19 protein-coding genes are annotated in these 25,221 nt (G+C 48.4%); 8 read left to right on the top strand and 11 right to left on the bottom strand.

What is annotated here, in order from left to right; translation table 11 throughout:
* Positions 1–24: 24 nt before the first annotated feature.
* The 3 genes from ACX9GV_RS07650 to ACX9GV_RS07640 form a co-directional block, all read right to left on the bottom strand.
* Positions 25–336 carry a hypothetical protein gene (locus ACX9GV_RS07650; protein WP_473197629.1) on the bottom strand — a complete coding sequence of 104 codons (312 nt, stop codon included), beginning with the start codon at positions 334–336 and terminating at the stop codon, positions 25–27.
* 373 nt (positions 337–709) lie between these two features.
* Positions 710–1,963, bottom strand: a complete 1,254-nt coding sequence (icd, locus tag ACX9GV_RS07645) for an NADP-dependent isocitrate dehydrogenase (protein ID WP_023492472.1) — start codon at positions 1,961–1,963, stop codon at positions 710–712.
* A gap of 291 nt (positions 1,964–2,254) precedes the next feature.
* Positions 2,255–3,538, bottom strand: coding sequence for an IS4 family transposase (locus tag ACX9GV_RS07640; protein WP_473195461.1), 1,284 nt, complete (start codon positions 3,536–3,538; stop codon positions 2,255–2,257).
* Between the two features lie 131 nt (positions 3,539–3,669).
* Between ACX9GV_RS07640 and ACX9GV_RS07635 the strand changes: the two genes are divergently transcribed.
* The 4 genes from ACX9GV_RS07635 to purB all read left to right on the top strand — a co-directional run bounded on the left by ACX9GV_RS07635 (position 3,670) and on the right by purB (position 7,352).
* Positions 3,670–4,116, top strand: coding sequence for an NUDIX hydrolase (locus tag ACX9GV_RS07635; protein WP_473197628.1), 447 nt, complete (start codon positions 3,670–3,672; stop codon positions 4,114–4,116).
* A 111-nt stretch (positions 4,117–4,227) separates the two neighbouring features.
* Positions 4,228–5,331 carry a tRNA 2-thiouridine(34) synthase MnmA gene (gene mnmA, locus ACX9GV_RS07630; RefSeq protein WP_023492470.1) on the top strand — a complete coding sequence of 368 codons (1,104 nt, stop codon included), beginning with the start codon at positions 4,228–4,230 and terminating at the stop codon, positions 5,329–5,331.
* 2 nt (positions 5,332–5,333) lie between these two features.
* The gene (hflD, locus tag ACX9GV_RS07625) at positions 5,334–5,960 is read left to right on the top strand and encodes a high frequency lysogenization protein HflD (RefSeq protein WP_023492469.1); all 627 of its coding nucleotides are present in this window, start codon (positions 5,334–5,336) and stop codon (positions 5,958–5,960) included.
* A 21-nt stretch (positions 5,961–5,981) separates the two neighbouring features.
* The gene (gene purB, locus ACX9GV_RS07620; protein WP_473197627.1) at positions 5,982–7,352 is read left to right on the top strand and encodes an adenylosuccinate lyase; all 1,371 of its coding nucleotides are present in this window, start codon (positions 5,982–5,984) and stop codon (positions 7,350–7,352) included.
* 130 nt (positions 7,353–7,482) lie between these two features.
* On the opposite strand, the gene ACX9GV_RS07615 is transcribed toward purB, so the two are convergent.
* Positions 7,483–8,190, bottom strand: coding sequence for a GNAT family N-acetyltransferase (locus ACX9GV_RS07615; RefSeq protein WP_473197626.1), 708 nt, complete (start codon positions 8,188–8,190; stop codon positions 7,483–7,485).
* Positions 8,191–8,444: 254 nt separating this feature from the next.
* Here ACX9GV_RS07615 and ACX9GV_RS07610 point away from each other — a divergent pair, with 254 nt between their 5' ends.
* A complete protein-coding gene (locus tag ACX9GV_RS07610) occupies positions 8,445–9,566 on the top strand; it encodes a ribosomal protein uL16 3-hydroxylase (protein WP_473197625.1) in 1,122 nt (373 codons plus the stop codon).
* A 57-nt stretch (positions 9,567–9,623) separates the two neighbouring features.
* Here the strand turns inward: ACX9GV_RS07610 and pepT are convergent, their stop codons facing one another.
* Entirely contained in the window at positions 9,624–10,856 is a 1,233-nt protein-coding gene (gene pepT, locus ACX9GV_RS07605) for a peptidase T (protein WP_473197624.1), read from the bottom strand.
* 272 nt (positions 10,857–11,128) lie between these two features.
* A complete protein-coding gene (locus ACX9GV_RS07600) occupies positions 11,129–11,281 on the bottom strand; it encodes a hypothetical protein (protein WP_473198080.1) in 153 nt (50 codons plus the stop codon).
* 243 nt (positions 11,282–11,524) lie between these two features.
* Between ACX9GV_RS07600 and ACX9GV_RS07595 the strand changes: the two genes are divergently transcribed.
* Both ACX9GV_RS07595 and ACX9GV_RS07590 read left to right on the top strand, forming a co-directional pair.
* Positions 11,525–11,950: a hypothetical protein gene (locus ACX9GV_RS07595; protein WP_473197623.1), complete on the top strand. Its 426-nt coding sequence runs from the start codon at positions 11,525–11,527 to the stop codon at positions 11,948–11,950.
* 237 nt (positions 11,951–12,187) lie between these two features.
* The gene (locus ACX9GV_RS07590) at positions 12,188–15,589 is read left to right on the top strand and encodes a calcium-binding protein (protein WP_473197622.1); all 3,402 of its coding nucleotides are present in this window, start codon (positions 12,188–12,190) and stop codon (positions 15,587–15,589) included.
* 391 nt (positions 15,590–15,980) lie between these two features.
* Here the strand turns inward: ACX9GV_RS07590 and cobB are convergent, their stop codons facing one another.
* From cobB to lolC, 5 genes are all read right to left on the bottom strand, one after another.
* Entirely contained in the window at positions 15,981–16,817 is an 837-nt protein-coding gene (gene cobB / locus ACX9GV_RS07585) for a Sir2 family NAD+-dependent deacetylase (RefSeq protein WP_473197621.1), read from the bottom strand.
* Positions 16,818–16,881: 64 nt separating this feature from the next.
* Positions 16,882–17,811: an N-acetylglucosamine kinase gene (gene nagK / locus ACX9GV_RS07580; RefSeq protein WP_473197620.1), complete on the bottom strand. Its 930-nt coding sequence runs from the start codon at positions 17,809–17,811 to the stop codon at positions 16,882–16,884.
* Between the two features lie 51 nt (positions 17,812–17,862).
* Entirely contained in the window at positions 17,863–19,110 is a 1,248-nt protein-coding gene (gene lolE / locus ACX9GV_RS07575) for a lipoprotein-releasing ABC transporter permease subunit LolE (RefSeq protein ID WP_023491786.1), read from the bottom strand.
* Positions 19,110–19,814: a lipoprotein-releasing ABC transporter ATP-binding protein LolD gene (lolD, locus tag ACX9GV_RS07570; RefSeq protein ID WP_023491788.1), complete on the bottom strand. Its 705-nt coding sequence runs from the start codon at positions 19,812–19,814 to the stop codon at positions 19,110–19,112. Before lolD ends, lolE begins: the two co-directional genes overlap by 1 nt.
* Positions 19,807–21,009: a lipoprotein-releasing ABC transporter permease subunit LolC gene (gene lolC, locus ACX9GV_RS07565; protein WP_473197619.1), complete on the bottom strand. Its 1,203-nt coding sequence runs from the start codon at positions 21,007–21,009 to the stop codon at positions 19,807–19,809. The genes lolD and lolC overlap by 8 nt, the downstream gene beginning before the upstream one ends.
* A 533-nt stretch (positions 21,010–21,542) precedes the next feature.
* Here lolC and mfd point away from each other — a divergent pair.
* Complete coding sequence (gene mfd, locus ACX9GV_RS07560; protein WP_473197618.1) at positions 21,543–25,022, top strand: transcription-repair coupling factor; 3,480 nt, start codon at positions 21,543–21,545, stop codon at positions 25,020–25,022.
* Positions 25,023–25,221 lie beyond the last annotated feature (199 nt).

The following is a 25,221-nucleotide window of genomic DNA, read 5'->3' as shown; positions in this document are numbered from 1 at the left end:
AACTATACACGAAATATATTTTATTTACTTACAGGCGGCAACTGAGTAAAAGATAGAGGCATAGACAAAATATGTTAAAAAGGTCAATGACGACCCTACAATACGCTCAATATGAATCATTCTATTCAGGTCATCATCCTGAATTAATTCAGGCAGATACGGTAAAGTTGTTGAGTAATCAACAAGTGAACCGATGAAAATCCCATTCAATGTTTCAATATACTGTTTACACCAAGTATTTAATGCACATATCGCCACAACAACACCTACTAGAGTTGCCACAGCTGCAATACAAGTCCCAATCATAGTCCACAGAGCAACTGCATCAGTATCCATAACCACTTATTCCTATTCTAGGCACCAACCGGAATGGTCTGTAGCTATTCATAAGTGGGGAGTAATATTTCTTTATCAAGGGGTATTATTGAGCACCACGTATAGACGCTCTGTAATGCACTAAAAACCACCAGAATGCTTCCTTTTACTATCTTCTACCAACACTTCGGTTCGGCTTTTGGGTGTATCCGCGTGACACTTGAGTTTCAGCTTTTTTGTGGCAGGAATGCTCTTGGCTATTATGGGATTAATTAGCTCATTTTTCATACCGTTTTGCAGAAGAGTTTTGGGGAAGTTTTGGGGAAGAATTTTTTGAGGGGGAAAAACAGACGGGAGCCATAAGCTCCCGTAATCATTTAGCGTTAAAACAATCTTACATATGCTTAACGATAGCGTCGCCAAACTCTGAACATTTCAGCAACTTAGCGCCTTCCATCAGGCGTTCGAAGTCATAGGTCACGGTCTTGGCAGCGATAGCGCCTTCCATTCCCTTAACGATTAGGTCAGCCGCTTCGAACCAGCCCATATGGCGCAGCATCATCTCAGCAGAAAGGATTACCGAACCTGGGTTCACTTTATCCTGACCGGCGTACTTAGGTGCAGTACCGTGGGTCGCTTCGAACAGTGCACATTCAGCACCAATGTTGGCACCCGGTGCAATACCGATACCGCCAACCTGTGCAGCGAGTGCATCAGAAATATAGTCACCATTGAGGTTCATACAAGCGATAACGTCGTATTCTGCTGGGCGCAACAGAATTTGCTGCAGGAAGGCGTCAGCGATAACGTCCTTGACCACAATCTCTTTGCCGGTTTTCGGGTTCTTGATCTTCAACCATGGACCACCATCGATCAGTTCACCACCGAACTCTTCACGAGCCAGTTCGTAACCCCAATCTTTGAAGGCACCTTCGGTGAACTTCATGATATTGCCTTTGTGAACCAAGGTCACCGAGTCACGATCATTGTCAATGGCGTATTCGAGCGCCGCGCGAACCAAGCGCTTGGTTCCTTCTTCTGAGCATGGCTTCACACCAATACCACATTGCTCAGGGAAGCGGATTTTCTTCACGCCCATTTCTTCACGCAGGAATTTAATCACTTTATCGGCTTCGGCAGAGCCGGCTTTCCATTCAATACCGGCATAAATGTCTTCCGCATTTTCACGGAAAATCACCATATCCGTCAGCTCAGGCTGTTTTACCGGGCTTGGCGTGCCTTGATAGTAACGTACTGGGCGCAGACAGACGTAAAGGTCAAGTTGTTGGCGCAGAGCAACGTTCAGGGAGCGAATACCGCCACCCACTGGAGTTGTCAGTGGCCCTTTGATGGCAACACGATACTCACGGATCAGATCCAGGGTTTCATCTGGCAACCAGACATCTTTGCCGTACACATGAGTGGATTTTTCACCGGTGTAGATCTCCATCCAGGAAATTTTCCGCTCACCGTGGTAGGCCTTTTTAACTGCGGCATCAACCACGTTGATCATGGCTGGGGTAACATCTACACCGATACCGTCACCTTCAATGAATGGGATGATCGGGTTATTAGGAACAACCAATTTACCTTGGGCGTCGACCGTGATCTTTTTACCATCTGCCGGAACAACAACTTTGCTTTCCATCAACCTCTCCTTCTTCAAACGCAATTTTTGTTAATGCTTTGTAAGATACGTGTCAATACTACTTGAATATTCAATCCGCGCCAATCTCAAAACAACGCTGCTATAATGCACTTATCATTAATTAGTTCAAAGATTGTTAGTTAAAAATCACAGCGTTAACCGATTCAGCCACAATAAATTTGTGGTAAATAACGTGTGATAGCGGCATTTATGCATGATGTAATTCTATTAATTTACCGATAAAAATAGGCTGCAAGCCACCAAGGATAAATCATACGTAGGTACTTAAGGTCATAAATCACCCACTACAGCACCCGAGTAAATATCTAAGCCCATTGAAAATAATGATGTTTCTTTATCCCGTTTGAGATTTGCTCGTCGCGCATGTTCTGCCAAAAATGCCACTGTAGTACACAGAAAATCCTCTAGAACCACTGGGTTGAGTAAGGCTTCAAGAAGGTTCTGCATCCAGAGTAAGCTGCATCGGGCCACCTTTTGAGTTGAAATACAGACACCTGCAATCAGTCCAGTAGTGAAAGCCACACTCCTCTTTAGTAGAACGGCCAACATACTGCCCCAGACCAGGGTTTGCACAATGTTTTTATCTCGTGTAATGAACGTTTTCAGACCACAAAATGATTTTAACTCTTTGAAAAATAATTCTATCTGCCATCTCATTGAGTAAAGATGACAAATGTCCCATGCAGAAAAGTCACCCCGAGATAAATTGGTGATCAGGTAACCGGTACGTTGGTTCCGTCTATCCCAAAAGGCGATCAGCCGATAGCTTCCAGGACGATTACTCCACTCGAGGCTTAAATCTCGATATTCACCCGGCTCTACGGTTAACTGATTGAACTCACCCTTTTTCAGCTCCATCACGGGTTTACCAAAACAATCCCGAACAATACAGGAATCTGGTTTGAGATTTTTTTTCGCTCGGAAAATGTAGTAACCCCCTGATTGGTTAATGTTATAGCAATAGTTGAGGCTAAAGTAGCCTGCGTCCATCATCACCAAGGTTTCTTTCAATTCATGGGCATAGGGTTGGTATAACCGCTCACTCTCTTTATCGGCATCAATCCCCAGGTAGTTTGCGGTGCCACTCATCAGATCAAGAGTCATATGAAGCTCAATGGCGGCAGGTGCGGTTGGAAATCGCCCCGGGAATACATCCCGAAGGTCAGGATGTAGAGTGAGCGAACTGCCGTCATGTATATGTATATATTTAAATGGAAATTTTTTTGGTAGGTCCTGTTGAAACGGTTGGATTAGCCATTGTGTCATCGCCTCTTCAACCAGTTTTTGCATGAGCCTTGTCAACTGCGGTTTTTTTAATTGATTGTGAAAAGGTTTATAATAAATCAGTGAGTTAGAGATACTTCCCAATGTCCTATGGATGTCAGCCAAATTGGCATGACGCTGATCGCTGAGTGTTCGGACAATGGCAAAAACCATATGGACAGGTTGTACATTACGTAATCGTTGAATAAATTTAAAACTACGAGCTAATTCAAGTAGATAAAAAGGGTTAAACAGGGCTTTTAGCGTATCGCTCAGCGTGGTAATCTTCATAGGTGTCGTGGCCTTGAGTGGACCTTTTTGTGGTGAAAATATCTGATCATAGTCACGGCGCAACTTCAAGTTTTTTCTGATTTTTATCAATGTATTACGCTAAGATCCTACCTATGAAGGATAAATAATCTATGTTTAAACCACACGTCACTGTCGCTTGTGTTGTTCATGCCGCCGGTAAATTTTTAATCGTTGAAGAAACCATTAACAATAAAGCACTCTGGAATCAGCCAGCCGGTCATCTCGAAGCAGATGAAACCCTGGTTCAGGCTGCAGAGCGTGAACTCTGGGAAGAAACCGGGATCCATGCCACACCACACACTTTTCTACGCATGCACCAATGGCTGGCGCCAGATGGCACGCCATTTTTGCGTTTCAGTTTTGTGATTGAGCTAGATTCCCCCTGCGAAACCACCCCCCATGACGACGATATTGATCGCTGCCTGTGGCTAACCGCCGAGCAGATTTTTAGCGCCGATAACCTGCGCTCGCCGCTGGTAAGCGAAAGTATCCGCTGTTATCAGCAAGCGGAGCGTTATCCGTTATCCCTTATTGCCAGCTTTAATTGGCCCTTTTAAGCCACACTCAGTAAGGCTCCTTCCTGGGGCTTAAAATAACGACCGTGCGCACTGACGCCCAACGTGGTAAAATCCTGCGCTCATTTTTATTGCTCAGTTCGTGAGATCACCATGTCAGACAACAGCCAGAAAAAAGTGATCGTCGGGATGTCCGGCGGCGTCGACTCATCCGTTACTGCTTATCTGTTACAGCAACAGGGATATCAGGTCGCTGGGCTGTTTATGAAAAACTGGGAAGAGGACGACAACGAAGAGTATTGCTCAGCCGCCACCGATCTGGCCGACGCACAAGCGGTTTGCGACAAGCTGGGCATCGAATTGCATACGGTCAATTTCGCTGCAGAATACTGGGATAACGTATTCGAACTGTTCCTTGCCGAGTATCAGGCTGGTCGCACACCCAACCCCGATATCCTGTGCAATAAAGAGATTAAATTTAAAGCATTCCTTGAGTTTGCCGCAGAAGATCTGGGGGCAGATTATATTGCTACCGGCCACTATGTCCGTCGGCAGGATGTTGACGGTAAAAGCCGTCTGCTGCGCGGTGTTGATGGCAACAAAGACCAAAGTTATTTCCTGTATACCCTGAGTCACGAGCAGATTGCGCAAAGCCTGTTCCCGGTTGGTGAGCTGGAAAAGCCGCAAGTGCGCCGTATTGCAGAACAACTGGAGCTGGTGACCGCCAAGAAGAAAGACTCAACCGGTATCTGTTTTATCGGTGAACGTAAATTCCGTGATTTCCTGGCGCGCTATCTCCCCGCACAACCCGGTGACATTATCACGGTAGATGGGCAAACCCTGGGGCAGCACCAAGGTTTGATGTACCACACCCTGGGGCAACGTAAAGGGCTGGGGATTGGCGGTATCAAGGATGGTGCAGAAGACCCTTGGTACGTGGTAGACAAAGACGTCGCCAACAACATATTGATTGTGGCCCAAGGGCACGAGCACCCACGCCTGATGTCCACTGGCCTGGTAGCACAACAACTGCATTGGGTTGATCGTTTACCCTTGACGCAACCGCTACGATGCACAGTAAAAACACGTTACCGCCAGCAAGATGTCCCTTGCCTGGTGACCCCTCTTGATGCCGACCGTATTGAAGTGCATTTCGATGAACCCGTTGCCGCCGTCACCCCAGGGCAGTCGGCGGTCTTTTATCTGGGTGATATCTGCCTGGGCGGTGGCATTATCGAACAACGGATACAGGAGTAGTTGTGGCGAAGAATTATTACGACATTACACTGGCGATGGCCGGGGTCAGTCAATCAGCCCGTTTGGTACAGCAATTGGCACATGACGGGCAAATGGACAACGAAGCGTTCCATACCTCGCTCAACAGCCTGTTGCAGATGGATCCCCCCTCCACACTGGCGGTATTTGGTGGTGAGGAGCGTAACTTGAAGATGGGCCTGGAAACCTTAATCGCTGTGCTCAATGCCAATAATAAAGGGCTGGGTGCCGAGTTGACACGCTATACGCTTAGCTTAATGGTGCTGGAGCGCAAGTTAAACGCCAACAAAGAAGCGATGAATACCCTCGGCGAGCGGTTAAGTCAGCTAGAGCGCCAATTAGCTCACTTTGAACTGGGATCGGATACCATCGTTAGTTCGCTGGCAGGTATTTATGTTGACGTTATCGCCCCACTCGGGCCGCGTATCCAGGTTGCTGGTTCACCCGCTATCCTGCAGAACACGCAGGTTCAAGCCAAAGTTCGTGCCATTCTGCTCGCCGGTATTCGTGCCGCTGTGCTATGGCAACAGGTTGGCGGTAGCCGCCTGCAATTAATGTTTTCCCGTAGTCGTCTGCTTAAGCAGGCACAAGATATCCTTGCTCATTGTTAACCTTCCCAGGAGTTGCTACCGATGGAATTATCCTCACTGACCGCCATTTCCCCCGTTGATGGACGCTATGGTGAAAAAGTCAGCGTACTGCGCACCATTTTCAGCGAGTACGGCTTACTAAAATTCCGCGTGCAAGTTGAAGTACGTTGGCTGCAAAAACTGGCCGCTTGCGCTGAAATTGCCGAAGTTCCTGCATTTGCCTCTGACGCAAACGCTTACCTTGATAAAATCGTTGCCGAATTCAGTGAAGAAGATGCTCAGCGCATCAAGACGATCGAGCGGACCACTAACCATGATGTGAAAGCCGTGGAATACTTCCTGAAAGAGAAAGTCGCCACCGTACCTGCGCTGCATGCAGTATCAGAGTTTATCCACTTTGCTTGTACCTCTGAAGACATCAACAACCTGTCACATGCCCTGATGCTGCAAACCGCACGTCAGGAGGTGTTGCTCCCCTATTGGCGTAAAATCATCGATGCCATCAAGCAGTTGGCACAGGCGTACCGCGATATTCCGCTGCTGTCACGTACTCACGGTCAGCCCGCGACACCCTCTACGGTGGGGAAAGAACTGGCGAATGTGGCCTACCGGATGAAACGCCAATATCGCCAGTTAGAGCAAGTGGAAGTCCTTGGTAAAATCAATGGGGCTGTGGGTAACTACAACGCCCACATTGCGGCCTATCCACAAGTTGATTGGCACCGTTTCAGTGAAGAGTTTGTCACTTCACTTGGCGTTAACTGGAACCCCTATACCACGCAAATTGAACCCCATGACTATATTGCCGAGCTGTTCGATTGTGTTGCCCGTTTCAATACGATTCTGATCGACTTCGACCGCGATATTTGGGGTTATATTGCTCTGAATCACTTCAAGCAAAAAACCGTTGCTGGTGAGATTGGTTCTTCCACCATGCCCCATAAGGTCAACCCTATCGACTTCGAAAACTCCGAGGGTAATCTTGGCTTGGCCAATGCGGTTATGGGCCACTTGTCCAGTAAGTTGCCGGTATCCCGTTGGCAGCGTGACCTGACCGACTCCACCGTGCTGCGCAACCTGGGTGTGGGTATCGGTTATGCCTTGATTGCTTATCAGTCCTCGCTGAAAGGCATCAGTAAACTTGAAGTCAACCAGGCGCACCTGCTGGATGAACTGGACCATAACTGGGAAGTGTTAGCAGAGCCGATCCAAACCGTTATGCGCCGCTATGGCATCGAAAAACCGTATGAAAAACTCAAAGAGTTAACCCGTGGCAAACGGGTAGATGCAGCGGGTATGCAGGCCTTTATCGACAGCCTGGCCCTGCCGGAAGAGGAAAAAACACGTCTGAAAGCCATGACGCCAGCCAATTATATTGGTCGCGCTATTACCATGGTTGATGAGTTGAAATAACTGTTTCTGCAAACCATGCTCAAGTGACGAGTTGATAACCACTAAAGTGAATCAACCAGAAACGGTGCATGCAGTTCCCCCAGGGAGCGAACCATACGCTCCCTGCCATCCCCCCTTCTTCCAGCCAATATTATAACTGTGGCATAAACTCCTGTAGCCGCTGTAACTGCTGGCCCGAGGCATCAAAATTGTGCCTATCCAGCCACTGTTCTAAGGCCGAGCGAACTGCAGGCCAGCGGTCATCCGTTAACGCGAACCAGTCGGTATCCCGGTTACGTCCCTTGGTAACAATCGCCTTAAGGAATCGCCCCTCATAGTTGAAACCAAAACGCTGGGCTGCACGTTTTGAAGGGGCATTCAAACTGTCGCATTTCCATTCACAGCGGCGATACCCCAACTCATCGAAGGTATGGCGCAACATCAGGTAAATCGCTTCGGTAGCAATAGCGCGCTGTTGCATCAATGGCGACCAGCAGATATGGCCAATCTCCAGCACGCCACTTTTTTCTTCAATGCGCATAAACGCCACGGTGCCTACGGGCAGTTGGCTTGCCACATCAAACACCGTTAAATTCACCAGTGAATAGTCAGCTTGCAGTTTTTCCAAGTGTTCTAATAACTGCTGAGGGGTGTCTGGTCGCTCTCTTGATAAATAAGTCCAGTCACAGCCATCTGGCGCCTGCTGATAGGCAGCAAACAATGCAGAGTAATCCCGTTGGCAGTCTAACGGTGCCAGGTGGCAAAACCGCCCCTTGAGCACCACGTTGTTTGGTCTGGCACAAGCTTGCCATTGTGGTAATGGATCACCCACCGGCTGACCATATTGATTGATTCGCATAAATTGATACCGCTATAAAAACCAGCCTGAACGATGCCAACAGAATACGCCACCTTGGTCATCTAGCCTATACCTGCATGGAGGTGACTTTTGCCCGGCAGCATAGCCGCCACCACTATGATTAAATTCAGCTATTGTGGCCTCACCATTGGCTGACTGCCGGTAACTCGAGTAAACTTCTCTGATACCGTCGCACGCCCCAGCAGCTTGAATAACTGCCGGCTTTAGGCCCCTTTCTATCCTGGAATAACACTATGGAATACCACTTGGATTTGGACTGGAACGATTTTTTGCAACGCTATTGGCAAAAACGACCCGTTATTATCAAGCACGGCTTTAAAAATTTTATCGACCCGATCTCCCCCGATGAATTGGCCGGGTTGGCGATGGAAAGTGAAGTGGACAGCCGCTTGGTCAGCCACCAAGAAGGGCGTTGGCAGGTAGCTCATGGCCCCTTCGTCAGCTACGACCATCTGGATGAGAATAACTGGTCGCTGCTGGTGCAGGCCGTTGACCATTGGCATGCCCCTTCCAGTGCCTTGATGCGGCCATTCCGGAAACTCCCCGACTGGCGGATGGATGATCTGATGATCTCCTTTTCGGTACCGGGAGGCGGCGTTGGGCCACATCTTGACCAATATGACGTGTTTATTATTCAAGGTACTGGTAGCCGCCGCTGGCGTGTTGGCGAAAAAGTATTGATGAAACAGTTTTGCCCGCACCCAGATTTGCTACAGGTTGCCCCCTTTGACGCCATTATTGATAGCGAAATGGAGCCAGGGGATATCCTTTATATTCCACCCGGCTTTCCCCATGAAGGTTATTCACTGGAAAACTCCCTGAATTACTCGGTAGGGCTGCGGGCACCCAATGGCCGTGAACTGCTCAATGGCTATGCAGACTATGTTTTGGCCCAAGAGTTAGGTCACCAACGCTATAGCGACCCGGACATCGCACTACGTGAGCACCCGGCTGAAGTTTTGCCACAGGAAACGGCGATACTGCATCAAATGGTATTGGAACTGGTTCAACAACCTGAACATTTCCAAAGCTGGCTGGGGGAGTTTATTTCTCAATCACGCCATGAATTGGATATTGCACCACCAGAGCCCCCTTATCAGGCGGGGGAAATTTATGACCTGCTGCAACAAGGGGAATGTTTGCAGCGCTTGGGGGGGCTGCGGGTACTGCGGATTGGTGAGCAATGTTTCGTTAATGGTGAGCTAATCACTACTGAGCATCTGCAAGCTGCCGACGCACTTTGCCAACACTTCGAGGTTAATGCAGACATGCTGGGAGAGGCCTTGAACGACCCGGCTTTCCTCTCCTTGCTGACTGCGCTGATCAACAGTGGTTACTGGTATTTTAACGACTGAGCCTTGATGGGCCCATACCCGATAGTGGGGCAATGACTGCCCCCTATCTGTCAGCGGCTATTTTTTGGCGCGGTCGGCGGTCAGCGCCGCGATACGCATAATCACCGCTACCGCCTTCTCCATCCCTTCCAGCGTGATAAACTCATGTTTGCCGTGGAAGTTATACCCCCCAGTAAACAGGTTCGGGCAAGGTAAACCTTTAAATGACAATTGGGCTCCATCGGTGCCACCACGAATCGGCTTTATCACCGGCTCGATATCGCAATCACGCATGGCCTGTTGCGCCAACGCAATAATATGAGGATGCTCAGCCACCTGCTCACGCATGTTGTAATAACTGTCCTCAATGGCCACTTCAATATAACAATCCCGTGGTAACCCTCTCCCCACCTGCTGCGCCACCTCTATCATCTTGCGCTTGCGTGCCTCAAAGCCTTCACGCTCAAAATCACGCAACAGGTAGTGCATCTCGGCACGTTCTACATTCCCCTTAATGGCAGAGAGATGGTAGAACCCTTGGTAACCTTCGGTATTTTCTGGTGCTTCATCCGCAGGTAAGGCTTGATGAATGCGGCTTGCCAGTGATAACGCGTTGACCATCACCCCTTTGGCGGTTCCCGGGTGGACATTATTACCAACAATTTTCACCGTCACCGATGCCGCATTGAAGTTTTCACACTCCAACTCGCCCACTCCACCGCCATCAACGGTATACGCCCATTCGGCATTAAACGTCTCGACATCGAAGAAACGCGCTCCCTTACCCACTTCTTCATCCGGGGTGAAGGCGATACGAATATCACCATGGGGAATTTTCCGCAGCGTCAAGCGCACCATGGCCGTCAGGATCTCAGCAATGCCCGCTTTATCATCGGCACCCAGTAAGGTTTTACCGTCGGTGGTGATCAGTGTTTGCCCCAACATTTGATGCAGGATTGGGAACATCACTGGCGACAGCACTTCATCGCCGATCCCCAGAGCAATATCACCACCACGGTAGTTTTCCACAATCTGCGGAGCCACATTACGGCCAGAAAAATCCGGGGCGGTATCAAGATGAGAAATAAATCCGATGGTCGGAACCGACCAGGCCACATTAGAAGGCAATGTTCCCATCACACAGCCATGCTCACTAAGGGATACCTGCTCAAAACCGAGCGCAATCATCTCCTGTTGCAAGGCCCGCGCCAATTTCAACTGCCCATCGGTACTGGGTACATTTTTTACATTCGCTTTAGCCTGCGTATCAAAAGAGACATAACTAAAAAATCGATCAAGTAATTTATCCATGGTTCCACCCTCAACATTACTTATTTCATTATGCGGAACCGATCTGGATAAAATATTGAGACAGGTCATTAATAGTCAGATTGAGTCATAATCATTAAGTTCGGTAATGATCAATATCATAGGTTAGGCCATGCAGATTGCAGGCTGGTGCGATCTGAATAACAACGGGGAAGGTTATCCCGCCTATCGTAAAACTACGCCCTTCAAACTATTGGTTACTGTTGCCAACAAACGCTTGAAAGAATGAACCGCAAATTGTTGCTAGGCCTACATCAACTATCACCCTGAGATTTTGTTGCCACATGATTAATGGTCAATATTTCAACAGATTGATTAGCGAAGTTAACCATGCCATCTTTTCCCGTTAAGGCTTGACCATCCTGAAGTGCTTTCAGGGCTTTATCGAAATCGAAGGGCTGGGACATCTGTCATTGCTTTTTTTTGATATATTACTGGAATGACACATAATTTCTAACACTCCCTTTTTTGATATTCTGCTGAAATAACAAGCAATTAACATCTCACCCTAATCCTTTGTACAGGGTGTCTTTCTGTATCCCTGCCTTGATAATGAAACTATTCTTCAACTATTCTTCAAGTATTCTTCGCTTGGCTTATTGAGCCCCAAGTGAGCAACCGTCAACTTTGATATGGAATTAAGGTAAACAATGACAAATGAACGTGTTTTTTCAATGAGTAAAAAAATCGTATGGATGACCGGTGTAGGTGTCTTTTGCAGTTTTTTCCTCTTCGCTATCTTTACCGGTCGTGGTTTACCCCTTAGTGGTGTTATTGGTACCACCATTGGGGTATCTATTGTCATGTTTTGGATGAAACTTAAAGTCACGCCAGAAATGCTTTCGCAGGGAAGGAGAAAGTTCCGCTTTAGTGAAGGTACTGTTGTTTTCGAAAAGGTTTCGCCACTGATGTCATGGTTTATGTTTTTCAAAGGAAATGGTGAAGCCATCGTTTTCAAACCATTTAATGGTGGTAGGGTGCAAAAAATATATTTTTGCCTAACCCCTCAAAACGAGCAGGAAGTGAAAGGACTGCTGGCTCAGTACAATACTGTACCTGCTACGCCTTCTGAATAACCTGTTTAGCCACGCCACGCGCCATGATAGATGACAGCACAAACAACTATGGGGATGTTTACCCCAAATCTGATTTATTCAAAAAAGCCTAGTTTTTGTTGAACACTTCACTAAGGCTGCATGAATATAACGGTGGGTTACCCCGCAAACGAATCGGAAAACCGATACTGTAAAAACTCTAAATCAGTGGTCAGTTTTAGTTGACCACTACACTACAAAACACAATAAGGATGTTATATGACAATCTATAAAACACCAATCAGCAAAACAGGCAATGAATATATCGACTTTCTGTTAGCTCACAATCAAAAGTTTCTTCCTTCAGAAGGTGAAAACACCTATACATGGAGCTTTGTACATCTGGATCGAGCACCAACATATGAACTTTATGGCGGAATAATTTCAGAAACCTCTCAAGAATATGCCAGATATGCTTTTCAGCAGATGAGCAATATTATTAATGTTAATTTTAGAGAAATTGATGCCTCAATAAATACCCCCGGAGATATCCACGTTTACTCCCCTGCCTATTCGGCTAATTATGAAGGTGTAGCGGTAAGCGATAATGGTGTTGAATACGCAGAATTGCAGTATAAGGATCGACCATCTCCTACTATATACAATAATTGGACTGTAGCAGGTCATGAACTCGGTCATATTATGGGGCTTGGCCATACACATTCATTAGTAAATGGAGAGTGGGTTTTCGATCCTTATCGTTCAGACATGAATAGAATTGATACTGTCATGTCATATAATACAGGTGAAATAGCTAATGGTACTGGTGAACGGCTGAATATTCTGGATGAAATAGGAAATCGTACCGCTCATGCATTTAACCACACTTATGGTATCTACGATATGCTGGTTCTACAGCATATTTATGGTGCAAATACCAGCTACAACGCTGGAGATACAACCTATACCTATACCCCTGATAGCCTAAGTTTCTTTGAAACCATTTGGGATGGTGGCGGTAACGATACTATTGATATTTCTGCTTTCAATAACGGTGCTGAACTGAATCTCAATGGCGGGACTCGTAGTTCCGTCTATATTTCAACCAACATAATACAAGAAGCTATGAATGCCTATAACGGAAAAAACAGTATTGGTATTGCTTATGGCGCCAATATTGAAAACGCTAAGGGTACTCAAGGTAATGACATTATTTACGGCAATGAACTGAATAACAAGATTTACGGTAATGCCGGCAATGACATTATTTACGGCGGTGCCGGTAATGACTGGATTCATGGTGGCGAAGGTAGTAATATTCTCTATGGAGATGATGGCAACGATACCCTAGTCTCTTACGGTAAGGACACACTATACGGAGGTATGGGTGATGACCGTTATCAGATATGCGGCAATGATTATGTTCAGGTTATTGAAAAAGAGAATGCTGGCTATAACGACGTTATGATGGTTTATACCAAAGGCGTTACCAACTATATTCTTTCGGATAATGTCGAACATCTTGAACTAGATAGTCTTGCAACCTACAACTCTACCCTGACGGGAAACAGCTTAAATAACCATTTGTATGGTAACGATGGTGACAACATCCTTACAGGTCGAAAAGGAAGTGACCTGTCACAGGGTTATAAAGGAAGTGATACCTATATATTCAGTAGTGGCGATGGTAAAGATTATATTGGTGAATACTATAACGACAAGACGGCCTCAACCGATAACGATGTTTTACTGCTGACCGATATTTCAGCTAATCAGTTATGGTTTACCAAGACAGGCACCTCCAGCTATATGGGACTAAGAGTTTCAATATTAGGCACAACCGATGAGATTAATATTGATGGCTGGTACACATATAATGCTAAACTGGAACAGATAAAAACTCAGGATGGCGTGGTGCTGTCCATTGCGCAGATAGAAGCTCTGGTTGGTATTATGGCTAGCCAGACTAAGCCTTCAGGAAATACCTCAACGATTATTCATGACTATCTGGCGCAAACTGGTACCGGATCCCCTTCCGGTGACCAACTTTTCTATGGTAATGAGCAGAATAATTCAATCAGCACCGGAACAGCAAACTCCACACTGTATGGTGGTTCGGGCAATGACACCTTAACCGGTGGAGCAGGTAATGACACACTATATGGTAATGATGGAGATGACACACTATCCGGTGGTGCTGGAACAAATATTCTTATCGGTGGTGCCGGTAATGATACATTAATATCCACCAACGGTAACGATACCCTGATTGGTGGCGCAGGAAATGATAAATATCAAATATGGGAAAATGAATACCGTATTATAGAAGAGAGTCAGGGAGGAACCGATAGAGTAGATATATATACATCAGATACCATTCAGTTTATTACACCGGATAATATCGAGAACATCAGTCTAATTTACCCCTATATGATCCACTCAGGAATCACTGGTAATGCGCTAGATAATGGTATTACTGGCAACGTTGGCAATAATCTTTTAATTGGCGGTAAAGGAAAAGACACCTTACAGGGATATCAAGGCAGCGATACCTATGTATTTAATTTAGGCGATGGTCAGGACACCATCTGGGAGTACGATAACAATACGGTACCCATCACCGATATCGATATTTTACGTTTCACTGATATCAATGCCGATAGACTCTGGTTTAGTAAATATTCTTACGGGGGCTATGAATCACTGATGGTACGGGTTCTTGGAACCAGTGACCAGATACTGGTTAATCGCTGGTATTCCAGTAACGACAAGCTGGAGCAAATTCAAACCGCGGATGGAATTACACTGTCTATTGCTCAGGTTGAAGCGTTAGTGAGCATGATGTCCCAACAAACCATGCCAACAGGCAATAGCTCCACTGTTATTCAGGATTACCTGACACAAACCAACGTAGTCTACGGCACTCACGGTGAAGATTATCTTTCCAATGATGCAGCCAGTAGCACCTTCTACGGTGGCAATGGCAACGATAAAATCATCTCCAAAGGCGATGATATGCTTTATGGTGGTAATGGAAACGATGTTTATGGAATACATGGAACAACGCTTTATGTGTTTGAAGAAAAAAATGCCGGGCTTGATACAATACAGTTATATACAAATAAGGCTATTGACTATGTCATTCCGGATAATGTCGAAAATATGATGGTAATGAATACTACCGAAACATATGCTTTAAAAATTACCGGTAACGATTTAGATAACTTCATACAGGGTAACCATGGAAATAACATTCTTGCCGGAGGAAAAGGTAATGACATTTTAGACGGCTCCTTAGGTGGTGACACTTATGTCTTCAATAAAGGGGATGGTCAGGACATCATTAAAGAAGCCAAAAATAATACTTATGCAGATACCGGAACCGATGTCTTATTGTTCACGGATATTTCATCCAACCAGTTATGGTTTACCAAAGATTTATCCAATGGCGGTGAGTCACTGCTGATTAATGTGCTTGGTACTACCGATGAGATACTTGTTAGCAACTGGTATTCTGGTAATGCCACGCTAGAGCAAATAAAAACCCAAGATGGCGTCACCTTATCCACTGACCAAATTGAATCTATGGTCAACGTAATGAGTTCGTATGCGATGCCAGCAGCTTACAACTCATCAATTATTGATGATTATATGACACAAACGTCAATAATAATGGGTTAATATCAACTTAACCAGCAGCATATAAACCACATAAGCAACGTTCACTTTAAGTGGGTGTTGCTTATTTCTTATCATTCTTAAGCCACGTCGATGGGCGCGTCAGCTGGCCACGGTGGTCGCTATTGACGGTGGAGCACACACCGATAATGCTAGCTGAGATCAGATTAGTCTGGGGAAATTAGCTTAATTCAATGCACCGGTTTTGCATCAGGCAAAACCGGCTCACCTGATAAAGGTGTTTTCAGCCAAAGCACACCATCCGAACAGCCACTTTGGCGCATTCACCAAGGTTGGTCTGCCGCCAGTGGTCAAGCGGCGAAGAAGTAGATATTCTCCCTGACCACTGAGCAGGAAAACCATCAATGTTTAAAACCATCAATGTTTAAAAGCATCAAAATTTGTCTGCCCGCTCAATCTTCCCCATCAAAAACTTATGTACAAAGTAGGGCACCACTTCACTGGCCGGGCCATAATGTTTCTCTTCAAACTGGCTTTCCACCTGGCTGGGCTCCAGGTTCAACTCCATCGTATAAGCCCCACCAAGGCGCGCCTCATGTACAAAACCCGCCGCCGGGTAAACATTACCCGAAGTACCAATCGCCACAAAGAAATCAGCTTTGGCTAATGCGGCGTAGATTTCATCCATTTTCAGCGGCATTTCCCCAAACCAGACCACATGTGGCCGTAGCGGTGCCGGGAACTGACAGCAGTGACAGCGTTCATCCACGCTGAGATCTCCTGACCACTCAAACACCTGCCCAGAACTGGTGCAGCGCACCTTCAATAGCTCACCGTGCATATGCACTACCCGCTTGCTGCCGGCCCGCTCATGCAGATTATCGATATTCTGTGTCACCAGTAGAAAGTTATCCCCCAGCCACTCTTCCAGGCTGGCTAATACCCGATGTGCGGCATTAGGGGCAATTTCAGGCTGCTGAAGCTGTTGCCGCCGGGCATTATAAAATGCCTGTACCAACGCAGGGTCGCGTTTAAAGCCATCCAGCGTCGCCACATCCTCTACTCGGTGCTCTTCCCATAACCCATCAACGGCCCGGAAAGTACGGATACCGGACTCGGCAGAGATGCCCGCCCCGGTCAATACCACCACAAACGGTTTTTTCAGCTCTGCTGTCGCCATGGTATCGCGATGAAAAATTCTTGAACGAAAACGTTGATGTAGCAGGTGTTTTCTCTTACGAAACTGAAACAGCTGATGATGAGTACGCATAAGCTCTCCTTAAATTATACCCGGGTCAGCGCTGTTCAAAACGCACTGAGTGTGACTCTGCAACTTAAATGGGGCTGGCTCTATTGCCATCGCGCAGATTAAGCAACGCCGCACCTCTAACGCCACCCGCATCACCATAACGTGCCTGTTCGATGCGCGGCAATTTGGCGACGGATAATAGATAGTTCGGCAAGCGCTGAGGTAATGCCTGATAAATCTCGCTAAAATTCGATAAACCGCCACCGAACACCACTAAATGGGGATCAATAAGGGTTAGCAAGTTGCCCAGGCAAATAGCCAACACCTCTAGGTATCGATCAACATGCGCCACCGCTTGCGGCTCACCGGCGTGATAATGTGCAATAATTTGTTGTGCCGACAGTTGCTGCTGATAAAAATGCGCATACATCCATTCAAATCCACGGCCTGACAGATAATTTTCAATGCAACCCGCATGACCACAACCACAGGCAACGCGAGGAATATCACGCCCCAGTACCTCCAGCGCATCCACCGGTAAGCGGAAATGGCCAAATTCACCGGCAATATGGTTACGCCCAGCCAGCACTTTACCATCAACAATCAAACCACCACCGACACCTGTCCCCAGAATGATACCCAGTACCACCGGATAACGGCGAAACTCTGGGTCCCAGGCTTCAGACAAGGCAAAGCAGTTGGCATCGTTATCGACCCTGACCTCACGACCAATCAAGCGGCTCAGATCACCAGGTAATGGCTGCCCCATGGCTGCAGGGACATTAGCGGTAAACAACGTGCCATCTTCATTTGGCAACCCGGGAATACCGATCCCCACCTTACCCGCTGAACCACAAAAATTATCGGCCTCAACGGTCAAATCACGTAACACCGCCAACAGTTCTTGATAGTGTTCACGCGGTGTTGGTACCCGTTTTTGCCAGATGCACTGCAAATCAGTATCGAATACACCCAGTTCAATCTTGGTGCCACCCATATCGAAACCATAGTACATCACACTCTCCAGCTAAAAAAATGGAGCCCTTCATCGAGCCCCAGGTTTTTATTATTGGCCGCTCAAGACGCGGGCAGGATCAATGCGACTGGCTCGTCTGGCGGGATACCAACTGGCCAGCAAGCTAAGGATAATCGCGGTTGCCAACACAATGACCACATCTAACCCATGCAGTTCGGAGGGCAGAAAATCAATAAAGTAGATATCGCCTGACAGGAACGAGTGACCGAGCAACTTCTCTAACCCTTTAATGATAGGTGTCAATTGCAATGAGGCAATCACCCCAATCACAACGCCACTTAGGCTACCCACCAACCCAGCCAGCAGACCATACCAAATAAAGATGGCACGGATAAAACCGTCTTTGGCTCCCAGGGTACGCAGCACCGCAATATCGCTACTTTTATCTTTTACTGCCATCACCAAGGTGGAAACAATGTTAAAGCAGGCCACACCAATCACCAGAACCATCGCCAGATACATGATGGTACGGACCATTTGAATATCACGGTACATATAGCCATAGGTACCAATCCAGCTTTTAATATAGACGTAACTATTGGTCACGCCACCGGCATCTCGCACCAGCTTATTCGCCGCAAACACATCATTGACCTTGATAGCAATGCCGGTAACGCTGTCACCCATATCGAGATATTGCTGGGCATCCGCCAAAGGAACCATCGCCAAGCTGTGATCAAGTTGACCGCTCAGTTGTAAAATACCGCTAACCTGTAGGCGAATACGCTTAGGCTGCAACAGTTTCATCTGCGGATCACTGTTTGGGATCATCACCGTGACAGAGGAGCCCACCGATACGCCCAAGGCTTCGGCCACCCCTTTACCCAAGATCACCTGCTGCTCTCCACTTTTGAAATTAGCCCAAGCATCACCTTGTACAAAGTTGGGTAGCGCACTGAGTCGGCTTTCATGTGCAGGATCGACCCCTTTGACCTGCACTGCACGCAGTTGTGCACCGTTTTCCATCAACCCAGTGAAATTGATATAGGGCGCGGCGGCTAAAATACCCGGTACTTGTTCTATACGCTGCAACGCCTCGGGCCAATCGGCAAACGGCTGCTCTACGGCTTCGATCTCACCATGGGGGACCACCGCCAGAATACGGTCCTGCAGTTCACGCTCAAAACCGTTCATGGCACTCAGGCCAACGATCAATACCGCCACCCCCAGCGCAATCCCGATAGTGGAAATCACCGAAATCAGCGAAACCATACCGCCACGCCGCCGGCCACCACTAAAGCGCAGTGCCATCAACAATGAAAGTGGCAATGCACGCATTACTTGGCCCCCATCAAGGCAGATTCAGCCTGTAACTGGCCATCCACCATTTCCAACTGACGACTCAAGCGTTTTGCCAATTGCAGGTCATGAGTCACCACCAGAAATGCCGTCCCTTGACGCACATTCAATTCACCCAACAGATCGAAAATACTATCGGCGGTGCGCTTATCCAGGTTACCAGTAGGTTCATCTGCCAGTACCAGTGACGGGCTATTAACCAAAGCACGGGCAATGGCCACACGCTGGCGCTCACCACCGGAAAGTTCAGAGGGGCGATGTTTACTGCGCTTTTCCAACCCCACCGCTGCCAGCATTGCCAAGGCTTTTTCCTCAGCCAATGCGGGCTTGGTGCCGCCAATCAGCAATGGCATTGCCGCATTTTCCAGTGCGGTGAAATCAGGCAGTAAGTGGTGAAATTGATAAATAAACCCGAGTTGACGATTACGTAGCTCAGCCTTGGCAGCAGAAGAAAGGGTATTCAAGCTCTGCCCTTTATAAATCACCTCGCCAGAAGTGGGCGAATCCAACCCACCCAGCAGGTGTAATAAGGTACTTTTACCTGAGCCGGAACTGCCGACAATCGCCATCATCTCACCGGGTTGCATGGCAAAGCTGACATCGCGCAGTACCGAGGTGTGCAAGTTGCCTTCCTGATAGGTTTTACACAGGTTGTCGCACTGCAACAAAAGTTGATTATTCATAACGTAAAGCCTCCGCAGGTTGTACGGCGGCAGCGCGCCATGAAGGGTAAAGCGTAGATAACAGCGAAATCGTCATTGCGACCAGGGCAATCAAGGTCACTTGTAGCGGGTCAACCAGCACTGGCAACGAGGCACCATCGATCAGCGCCCCCAGAATCGGCAGCAGGTTATTCAAGTTGCTGGCCAGCAACACCCCTAATAAGGTACCCAGCAGTGAACCGATAATGCCGGCACTGGCACCTTGTACCATAAACACCGCCATAATCTGGCGTCGCGTCAGGCCTTGGGTTTGTAAAATGGCCACTTCCCCCTGCTTTTCCATCACCAGCAGCCCCAGGGAAGTAATAATATTAAAGGCCGCCACTGCTACTATCAGGCTAAGCAGCAACCCCATCATATTCTTTTCCATCCTGACGGCCTGAAACAACTCCCCTTTACGGTCGCGCCAGTCTTTCCATACGCCACCTTCTGGCAACGTTTGTTGGCTCAGGGTATCCACCTTCAGCGGTTGCTCAAGAAACAGCCGCCAACCCGTGACGCTGCCTGCTGGGTAACGCATCAGGCGTGAAGCATCCTGCTGATTGACCAGCAATTGGTAACCATCTACCTCACTATTGGCGTGGAAGGTGCCGATCACCGTAAACAAGCGTTGGCTTGGGATGCGCCCCATCGGGGTGAACTGGCTGGCGCTAGGTACCATCAAGCGCAGTTGATCACCGGGTTTCACCCCCAGTTGTTCTGCAAGCTGCTCACCAAGAATAGTGTTGTATTCACCCGGCTGAAGTTGCTGCTGTTTAGCCGTCACTAGATAAGGGGCCAGTGGATCAGCCTCATCAGGATTAACCCCCAACAGCACCCCCACCGCCACACTGCGCGCGCTTTGCAACACCACATCACCGGTGGTCAACGCAGTGACACGTTTCACCCCTTGCAAGCTTTGTAATGAGGAGGCGGGAAACTGTTCAGGATTAATAAAGCCCTGTTTGCTGGTAACCAGCGCTTGCGGCATCAAGCCTAGAATGTTGTTTTCGAGATCTCTTTCGAAGCCATTCATCACCGAAAGCACAGTGACCAGCGCCATCACCCCCAGGGTAATGCCGATGGTGGATAGCCAGGAGACAAACCGCCCAAAGCGGTCTGAGGCACGCCCTCGCATATAGCGCAGGCCGATAAATAACGCGACAGGTTGATACATGAAATCCGTTTTATTGCGGTAGCTTAAGCAAAGTAATCAAGGATAATAAAGGCTCTACCCGCTTTATGGAACCACCTGCACGGTTTTATTCTCGCAAGCACCCTCGCTTTGAGCCAATTTTTGTGGCTGGCACACCTAGGCTCTCTTTTTCATTCCAGACAATTTCTTTTTCATTCCAGACAAATAGTGGCTGCTACAGGTGCGAGTGATGCAGGTTAGCCGACCGTTGAGCGCATGGACGCGCGATACGAGCCCCCAAGGACGGGTTTACGGCGTGTCGGCGTTCCGCGTCACTCCCACCGACCTGACGCTTTGAGTAAAGTGCTATTACACACAGCGAATTGGATTGGTTAAATAACTACCAGCCAACTTCTTGCGTTTACTTTTAGCGGTGTCAGTTTATAGCGCTCTGGGCTAGTATATATTCAAGTTTATCCACGTTGCCTCAGGTCAAAAGCACTTAATGGGAGAAACGCTTTCCCTCAGCCTGTATGACAACAGGGACATTTCATTGATTAAGTAAAGATAACTGCATGAGTACTTCTGATAATAGTCGCCGTTCTGCTTTACCCTCTGCCCGTTACCCACTCCCTGTTCGTGCGGGTGATTTGCGTCAACTTGGGCAGCTTACCGGCTCAGCCTGTGCCGTTGAATGTGCTGAAATCACTGAGCGCCATTCCGGCCCGGTGCTGCTCATTGCCCCAGATATGCAAAACGCGCTGCGGCTACGTGATGAAATCCAGCAGTTTACCGACCAGATGGTGACCACCCTCTCCGACTGGGAAACCTTGCCCTACGACAGTTTCTCACCTCACCAGGAGATCATCTCTTCCCGTCTTTCCAGGCTATACCATCTGCCTACTATGGAGAGCGGCATTATTATTCTGCCCGTCAACACCTTGATGCAGCGTGTTTGCCCGCATGAGTTTTTGCGCGGACACGCCCTGGTGATGAAGAAAGGCCAGCGCCTGTCAAGGGACCTGCTGCGTACCCAATTAGAGCAGGCGGGCTATCGTTGTGTCGATCAGGTGATGGAGCATGGTGAATTCGCCACTCGCGGCGCCCTGCTGGACTTGTTCCCCATGGGGAGCGATGCCCCTTTTCGCATCGACTTTTTTGATGATGAAATCGACAGCCTGCGCATCTTTGACGTAGATAGTCAACGGACGCTGAGTGAAGTCGAGTCGATCAATCTGCTGCCCGCACACGAATTCCCGACGGATAAAAATGCCATTGAGCTCTTCCGTAGCCAGTGGCGCGAACAGTTTGAAGTCCGCCGCGATGCCGAACATATTTATCAACAAGTCAGTAAAGGCACCTGGCCGGCGGGCATTGAATATTGGCAACCCCTGTTCTTCAGCCAACCCTTGGTTTCTCTGTTCAGCTACCTGCCAGCCAATACACTGGTGGTGAATACTGGCGATCTGGAAAGTGCCGCAGAGCGCTTCTGGCAAGATGTTAATCAGCGCTATGAAGGCCGGCGAATTGACCCAATGCGCCCCCTGCTCCCCCCAGAAACATTGTGGCTACGGGTTGATGCGCTGTTTGGTGAGCTAAAAGCCTGGCCACGGATTGCTCTGAAGCCTGAAGAGTTACCTGACAAAGCCGGGTGCTGTAACTTGGGTTATCAAGCCTTACCCGATCTGGCCGTTCAAGCTCAGCATAAATCACCGCTGGATAATCTGCGCCGCTTTATTGAGCATTTTACCGGTAGTACGGTGTTTTCGGTTGAAAGTGAAGGCCGCCGTGAAACCCTGCAAGAATTGCTGGGCCGCATCAAACTCAATCCACCCGTGATCCAGCGCCTTGATGAGCTCAACGCCACCGGCAGTTACCTGATGGTGGGGGCGGCCGAGCGCGGTTTTATTGATACGTTACGTAACCGAGCCATGATCTGTGAAAGTGACCTGCTTGGTGAACGTGTCAGCAACCGTCGGCGAGATAACCGCCGTACCATCAACACCGATACCCTGATCCGTAACCTGGCGGAACTACACCCGGGGCAGCCGGTAGTCCACCTTGAGCATGGCGTTGGGCGCTATGTGGGGATGACCACGCTGGAAGCCGGCGGCATCAAGGCGGAATACCTGATCCTCGCATATTCCGGTGAAGACAAACTCTATGTCCCGGTCTCCTCCCTGCATCTGATTAACCGCTACGCCGGGGGAGCTGATGATAACGCCCCATTACACAAACTGGGGAGTGATGCCTGGTCCCGTGCTCGGCAAAAAGCGGCGGAGCGGGTGCGCGATGTCGCGGCAGAGCTGCTGGATATTTATTCCCAGCGGGCGGCTAAATCCGGCTTTGCGTTCAAACATGATCGTGAGCAATATCAACTGTTCTGCCAAACCTTCCCGTTTGAGACGACACCGGACCAAGAGCAGGCCATCAACGCCGTGCTGAGCGACATGTGCCAACCACTGGCAATGGACCGTCTGGTCTGCGGTGACGTTGGTTTTGGCAAAACAGAAGTGGCGATGCGTGCCGCTTTTCTGGCGGTAGAAAATGGCAAACAGGTGGCGGTGCTGGTCCCCACCACGTTGTTGGCACAACAGCACTTCGATAACTTCCGTGATCGCTTCGCTAACTGGCCAATCCGTATTGAGATGATGTCACGCTTCCGCAGTGCTAAAGAGCAGCAACATACCCTGCAAGAAGCCGTAGAAGGTAAAGTGGATATCATTATCGGCACCCATAAGCTGTTACAGAGTGATCTGCGCTGGAAAGATCTGGGGCTGCTGATTGTCGATGAAGAACACCGTTTTGGCGTGCGCCATAAAGAGCGCATCAAAGCCATGCGGGCTGATGTTGATATCCTGACCCTCACCGCCACGCCGATTCCACGTACCCTGAATATGGCCATGAGTGGCATGCGTGATCTTTCGATCATCGCCACCCCACCGGCCCGCCGTTTAGCAGTGAAGACCTTTGTTCGTGAGTACGACAGTCTGGTGGTCCGTGAAGCAATCCTTCGTGAGGTACTGCGTGGTGGTCAGGTTTATTACCTGCATAACGACGTGGACAGTATCGATAAAGCAGCCCAGCGCTTGGCAGAACTGGTGCCCGAAGCACGTATCGCCATCGGCCACGGCCAGATGCGTGAACGTGATCTGGAACGGGTGATGAACGATTTCCATCACCAACGCTTCAATGTCTTGGTGTGTACCACCATTATTGAAACCGGGATTGATATTCCCAGCGCCAATACCATTGTCATTGAGCGGGCAGATCGCTTCGGCTTAGCGCAACTGCATCAGTTGCGTGGCCGTGTTGGCCGCTCCCACCATCAAGCTTATGCTTACCTGTTAACACCTAATCCGAAAGTGATGAGTACCGACGCACATAAGCGCTTGGAAGCCATTGCCTCGTTAGAGGATTTGGGCGCCGGTTTTGCCCTGGCGACTCACGATCTGGAGATCCGTGGTGCTGGGGAGTTGCTGGGGGAGGAACAAAGCGGCCAGATGACCACTGTCGGTTTCTCACTGTATATGGAACTGTTGGAAAGTGCGGTTGATGCGTTGAAAAATGGCCGCGAACCGTCACTGGAAGATCTCACCAGTCAGCAAACCGAAGTTGAACTGCGCATGCCAACTCTGCTACCGGATGACTTTATTCCAGACGTCAATACCCGCTTATCATTTTATAAACGCATTGCCAGCGCTAAAAATGAAGGGGAACTGGAAGAGTTAAAAGTCGAGTTAATTGACCGCTTTGGCTTGCTGCCGGATGCGGCTCGTAACCTGCTACAAAGTGCCGCCATGCGGCAACAGGCACTCAAGTTGGGTATCAAGCGCATTGAAGGTAACGAGCGTGGTGGTTTTATTGAATTTGGTGACAAGAATCAGGTTGATCCCGGGTATTTGATTGGCTTGCTGCAAAGCAAACCACCGGTCTACCGCCTGGATGGACCCACCAAGCTCAAGTTTACGCTTGATCTCTCCGACCGGTTGAAACGGCTGACGTTTATCGCCGAGTTGCTGGTGGCCTTCAGGGAACATACCTTGGCGGCTTAAATAGCAATAGCTATCTATCTGCCCCGCTTCAAGCAACAGCGTCTGACAAGCACAGGCGGCATCTGCCGCCAACCTGCCATCACCTCATTATCAAACTGATAATTCCCGTTATTAATATGATAATAACTCGTCTTTTTAATCAACCACCCAAGTGATTTCACTGGCATTCGGATAAATAGGTAACACACGATATATTTTT

The sequence above is a fragment of the Serratia sp. 25CWL12 genome, from assembly GCF_055790885.1.
This window is presented reverse-complemented; position numbering and strand designations above follow the sequence as displayed.

Excerpts from the sequence above, each read along its gene's own strand:
- purB (WP_473197627.1), top strand. The coding sequence starts at position 5,982 with ATGGAATTATCCTCACTGACCGCCATTTCCCCCGTTGATGGACGCTAT.
- ACX9GV_RS07610 (WP_473197625.1), top strand. The coding sequence starts at position 8,445 with ATGGAATACCACTTGGATTTGGACTGGAACGATTTTTTGCAACGCTAT.
- lolC (WP_473197619.1), bottom strand. The coding sequence starts at position 21,009 with ATGTATCAACCTGTCGCGTTATTTATCGGCCTGCGCTATATGCGAGGG.
- mnmA (WP_023492470.1), top strand. The coding sequence starts at position 4,228 with ATGTCAGACAACAGCCAGAAAAAAGTGATCGTCGGGATGTCCGGCGGC.
- nagK (WP_473197620.1), bottom strand. The coding sequence starts at position 17,811 with ATGTACTATGGTTTCGATATGGGTGGCACCAAGATTGAACTGGGTGTA.
- lolE (WP_023491786.1), bottom strand. The coding sequence starts at position 19,110 with ATGCGTGCATTGCCACTTTCATTGTTGATGGCACTGCGCTTTAGTGGT.
- pepT (WP_473197624.1), bottom strand. The coding sequence starts at position 10,856 with ATGGATAAATTACTTGATCGATTTTTTAGTTATGTCTCTTTTGATACG.
- lolD (WP_023491788.1), bottom strand. The coding sequence starts at position 19,814 with ATGAATAATCAACTTTTGTTGCAGTGCGACAACCTGTGTAAAACCTAT.
- ACX9GV_RS07590 (WP_473197622.1), top strand. The coding sequence starts at position 12,188 with ATGACAATCTATAAAACACCAATCAGCAAAACAGGCAATGAATATATC.
- ACX9GV_RS07650 (WP_473197629.1), bottom strand. The coding sequence starts at position 336 with ATGGATACTGATGCAGTTGCTCTGTGGACTATGATTGGGACTTGTATT.
- cobB (WP_473197621.1), bottom strand. The coding sequence starts at position 16,817 with ATGCGTACTCATCATCAGCTGTTTCAGTTTCGTAAGAGAAAACACCTG.
- ACX9GV_RS07640 (WP_473195461.1), bottom strand. The coding sequence starts at position 3,538 with ATGAAGATTACCACGCTGAGCGATACGCTAAAAGCCCTGTTTAACCCT.
- ACX9GV_RS07600 (WP_473198080.1), bottom strand. The coding sequence starts at position 11,281 with ATGTCCCAGCCCTTCGATTTCGATAAAGCCCTGAAAGCACTTCAGGAT.
- mfd (WP_473197618.1), top strand. The coding sequence starts at position 21,543 with ATGAGTACTTCTGATAATAGTCGCCGTTCTGCTTTACCCTCTGCCCGT.
- ACX9GV_RS07635 (WP_473197628.1), top strand. The coding sequence starts at position 3,670 with ATGTTTAAACCACACGTCACTGTCGCTTGTGTTGTTCATGCCGCCGGT.
- ACX9GV_RS07595 (WP_473197623.1), top strand. The coding sequence starts at position 11,525 with ATGACAAATGAACGTGTTTTTTCAATGAGTAAAAAAATCGTATGGATG.
- icd (WP_023492472.1), bottom strand. The coding sequence starts at position 1,963 with ATGGAAAGCAAAGTTGTTGTTCCGGCAGATGGTAAAAAGATCACGGTC.
- ACX9GV_RS07615 (WP_473197626.1), bottom strand. The coding sequence starts at position 8,190 with ATGCGAATCAATCAATATGGTCAGCCGGTGGGTGATCCATTACCACAA.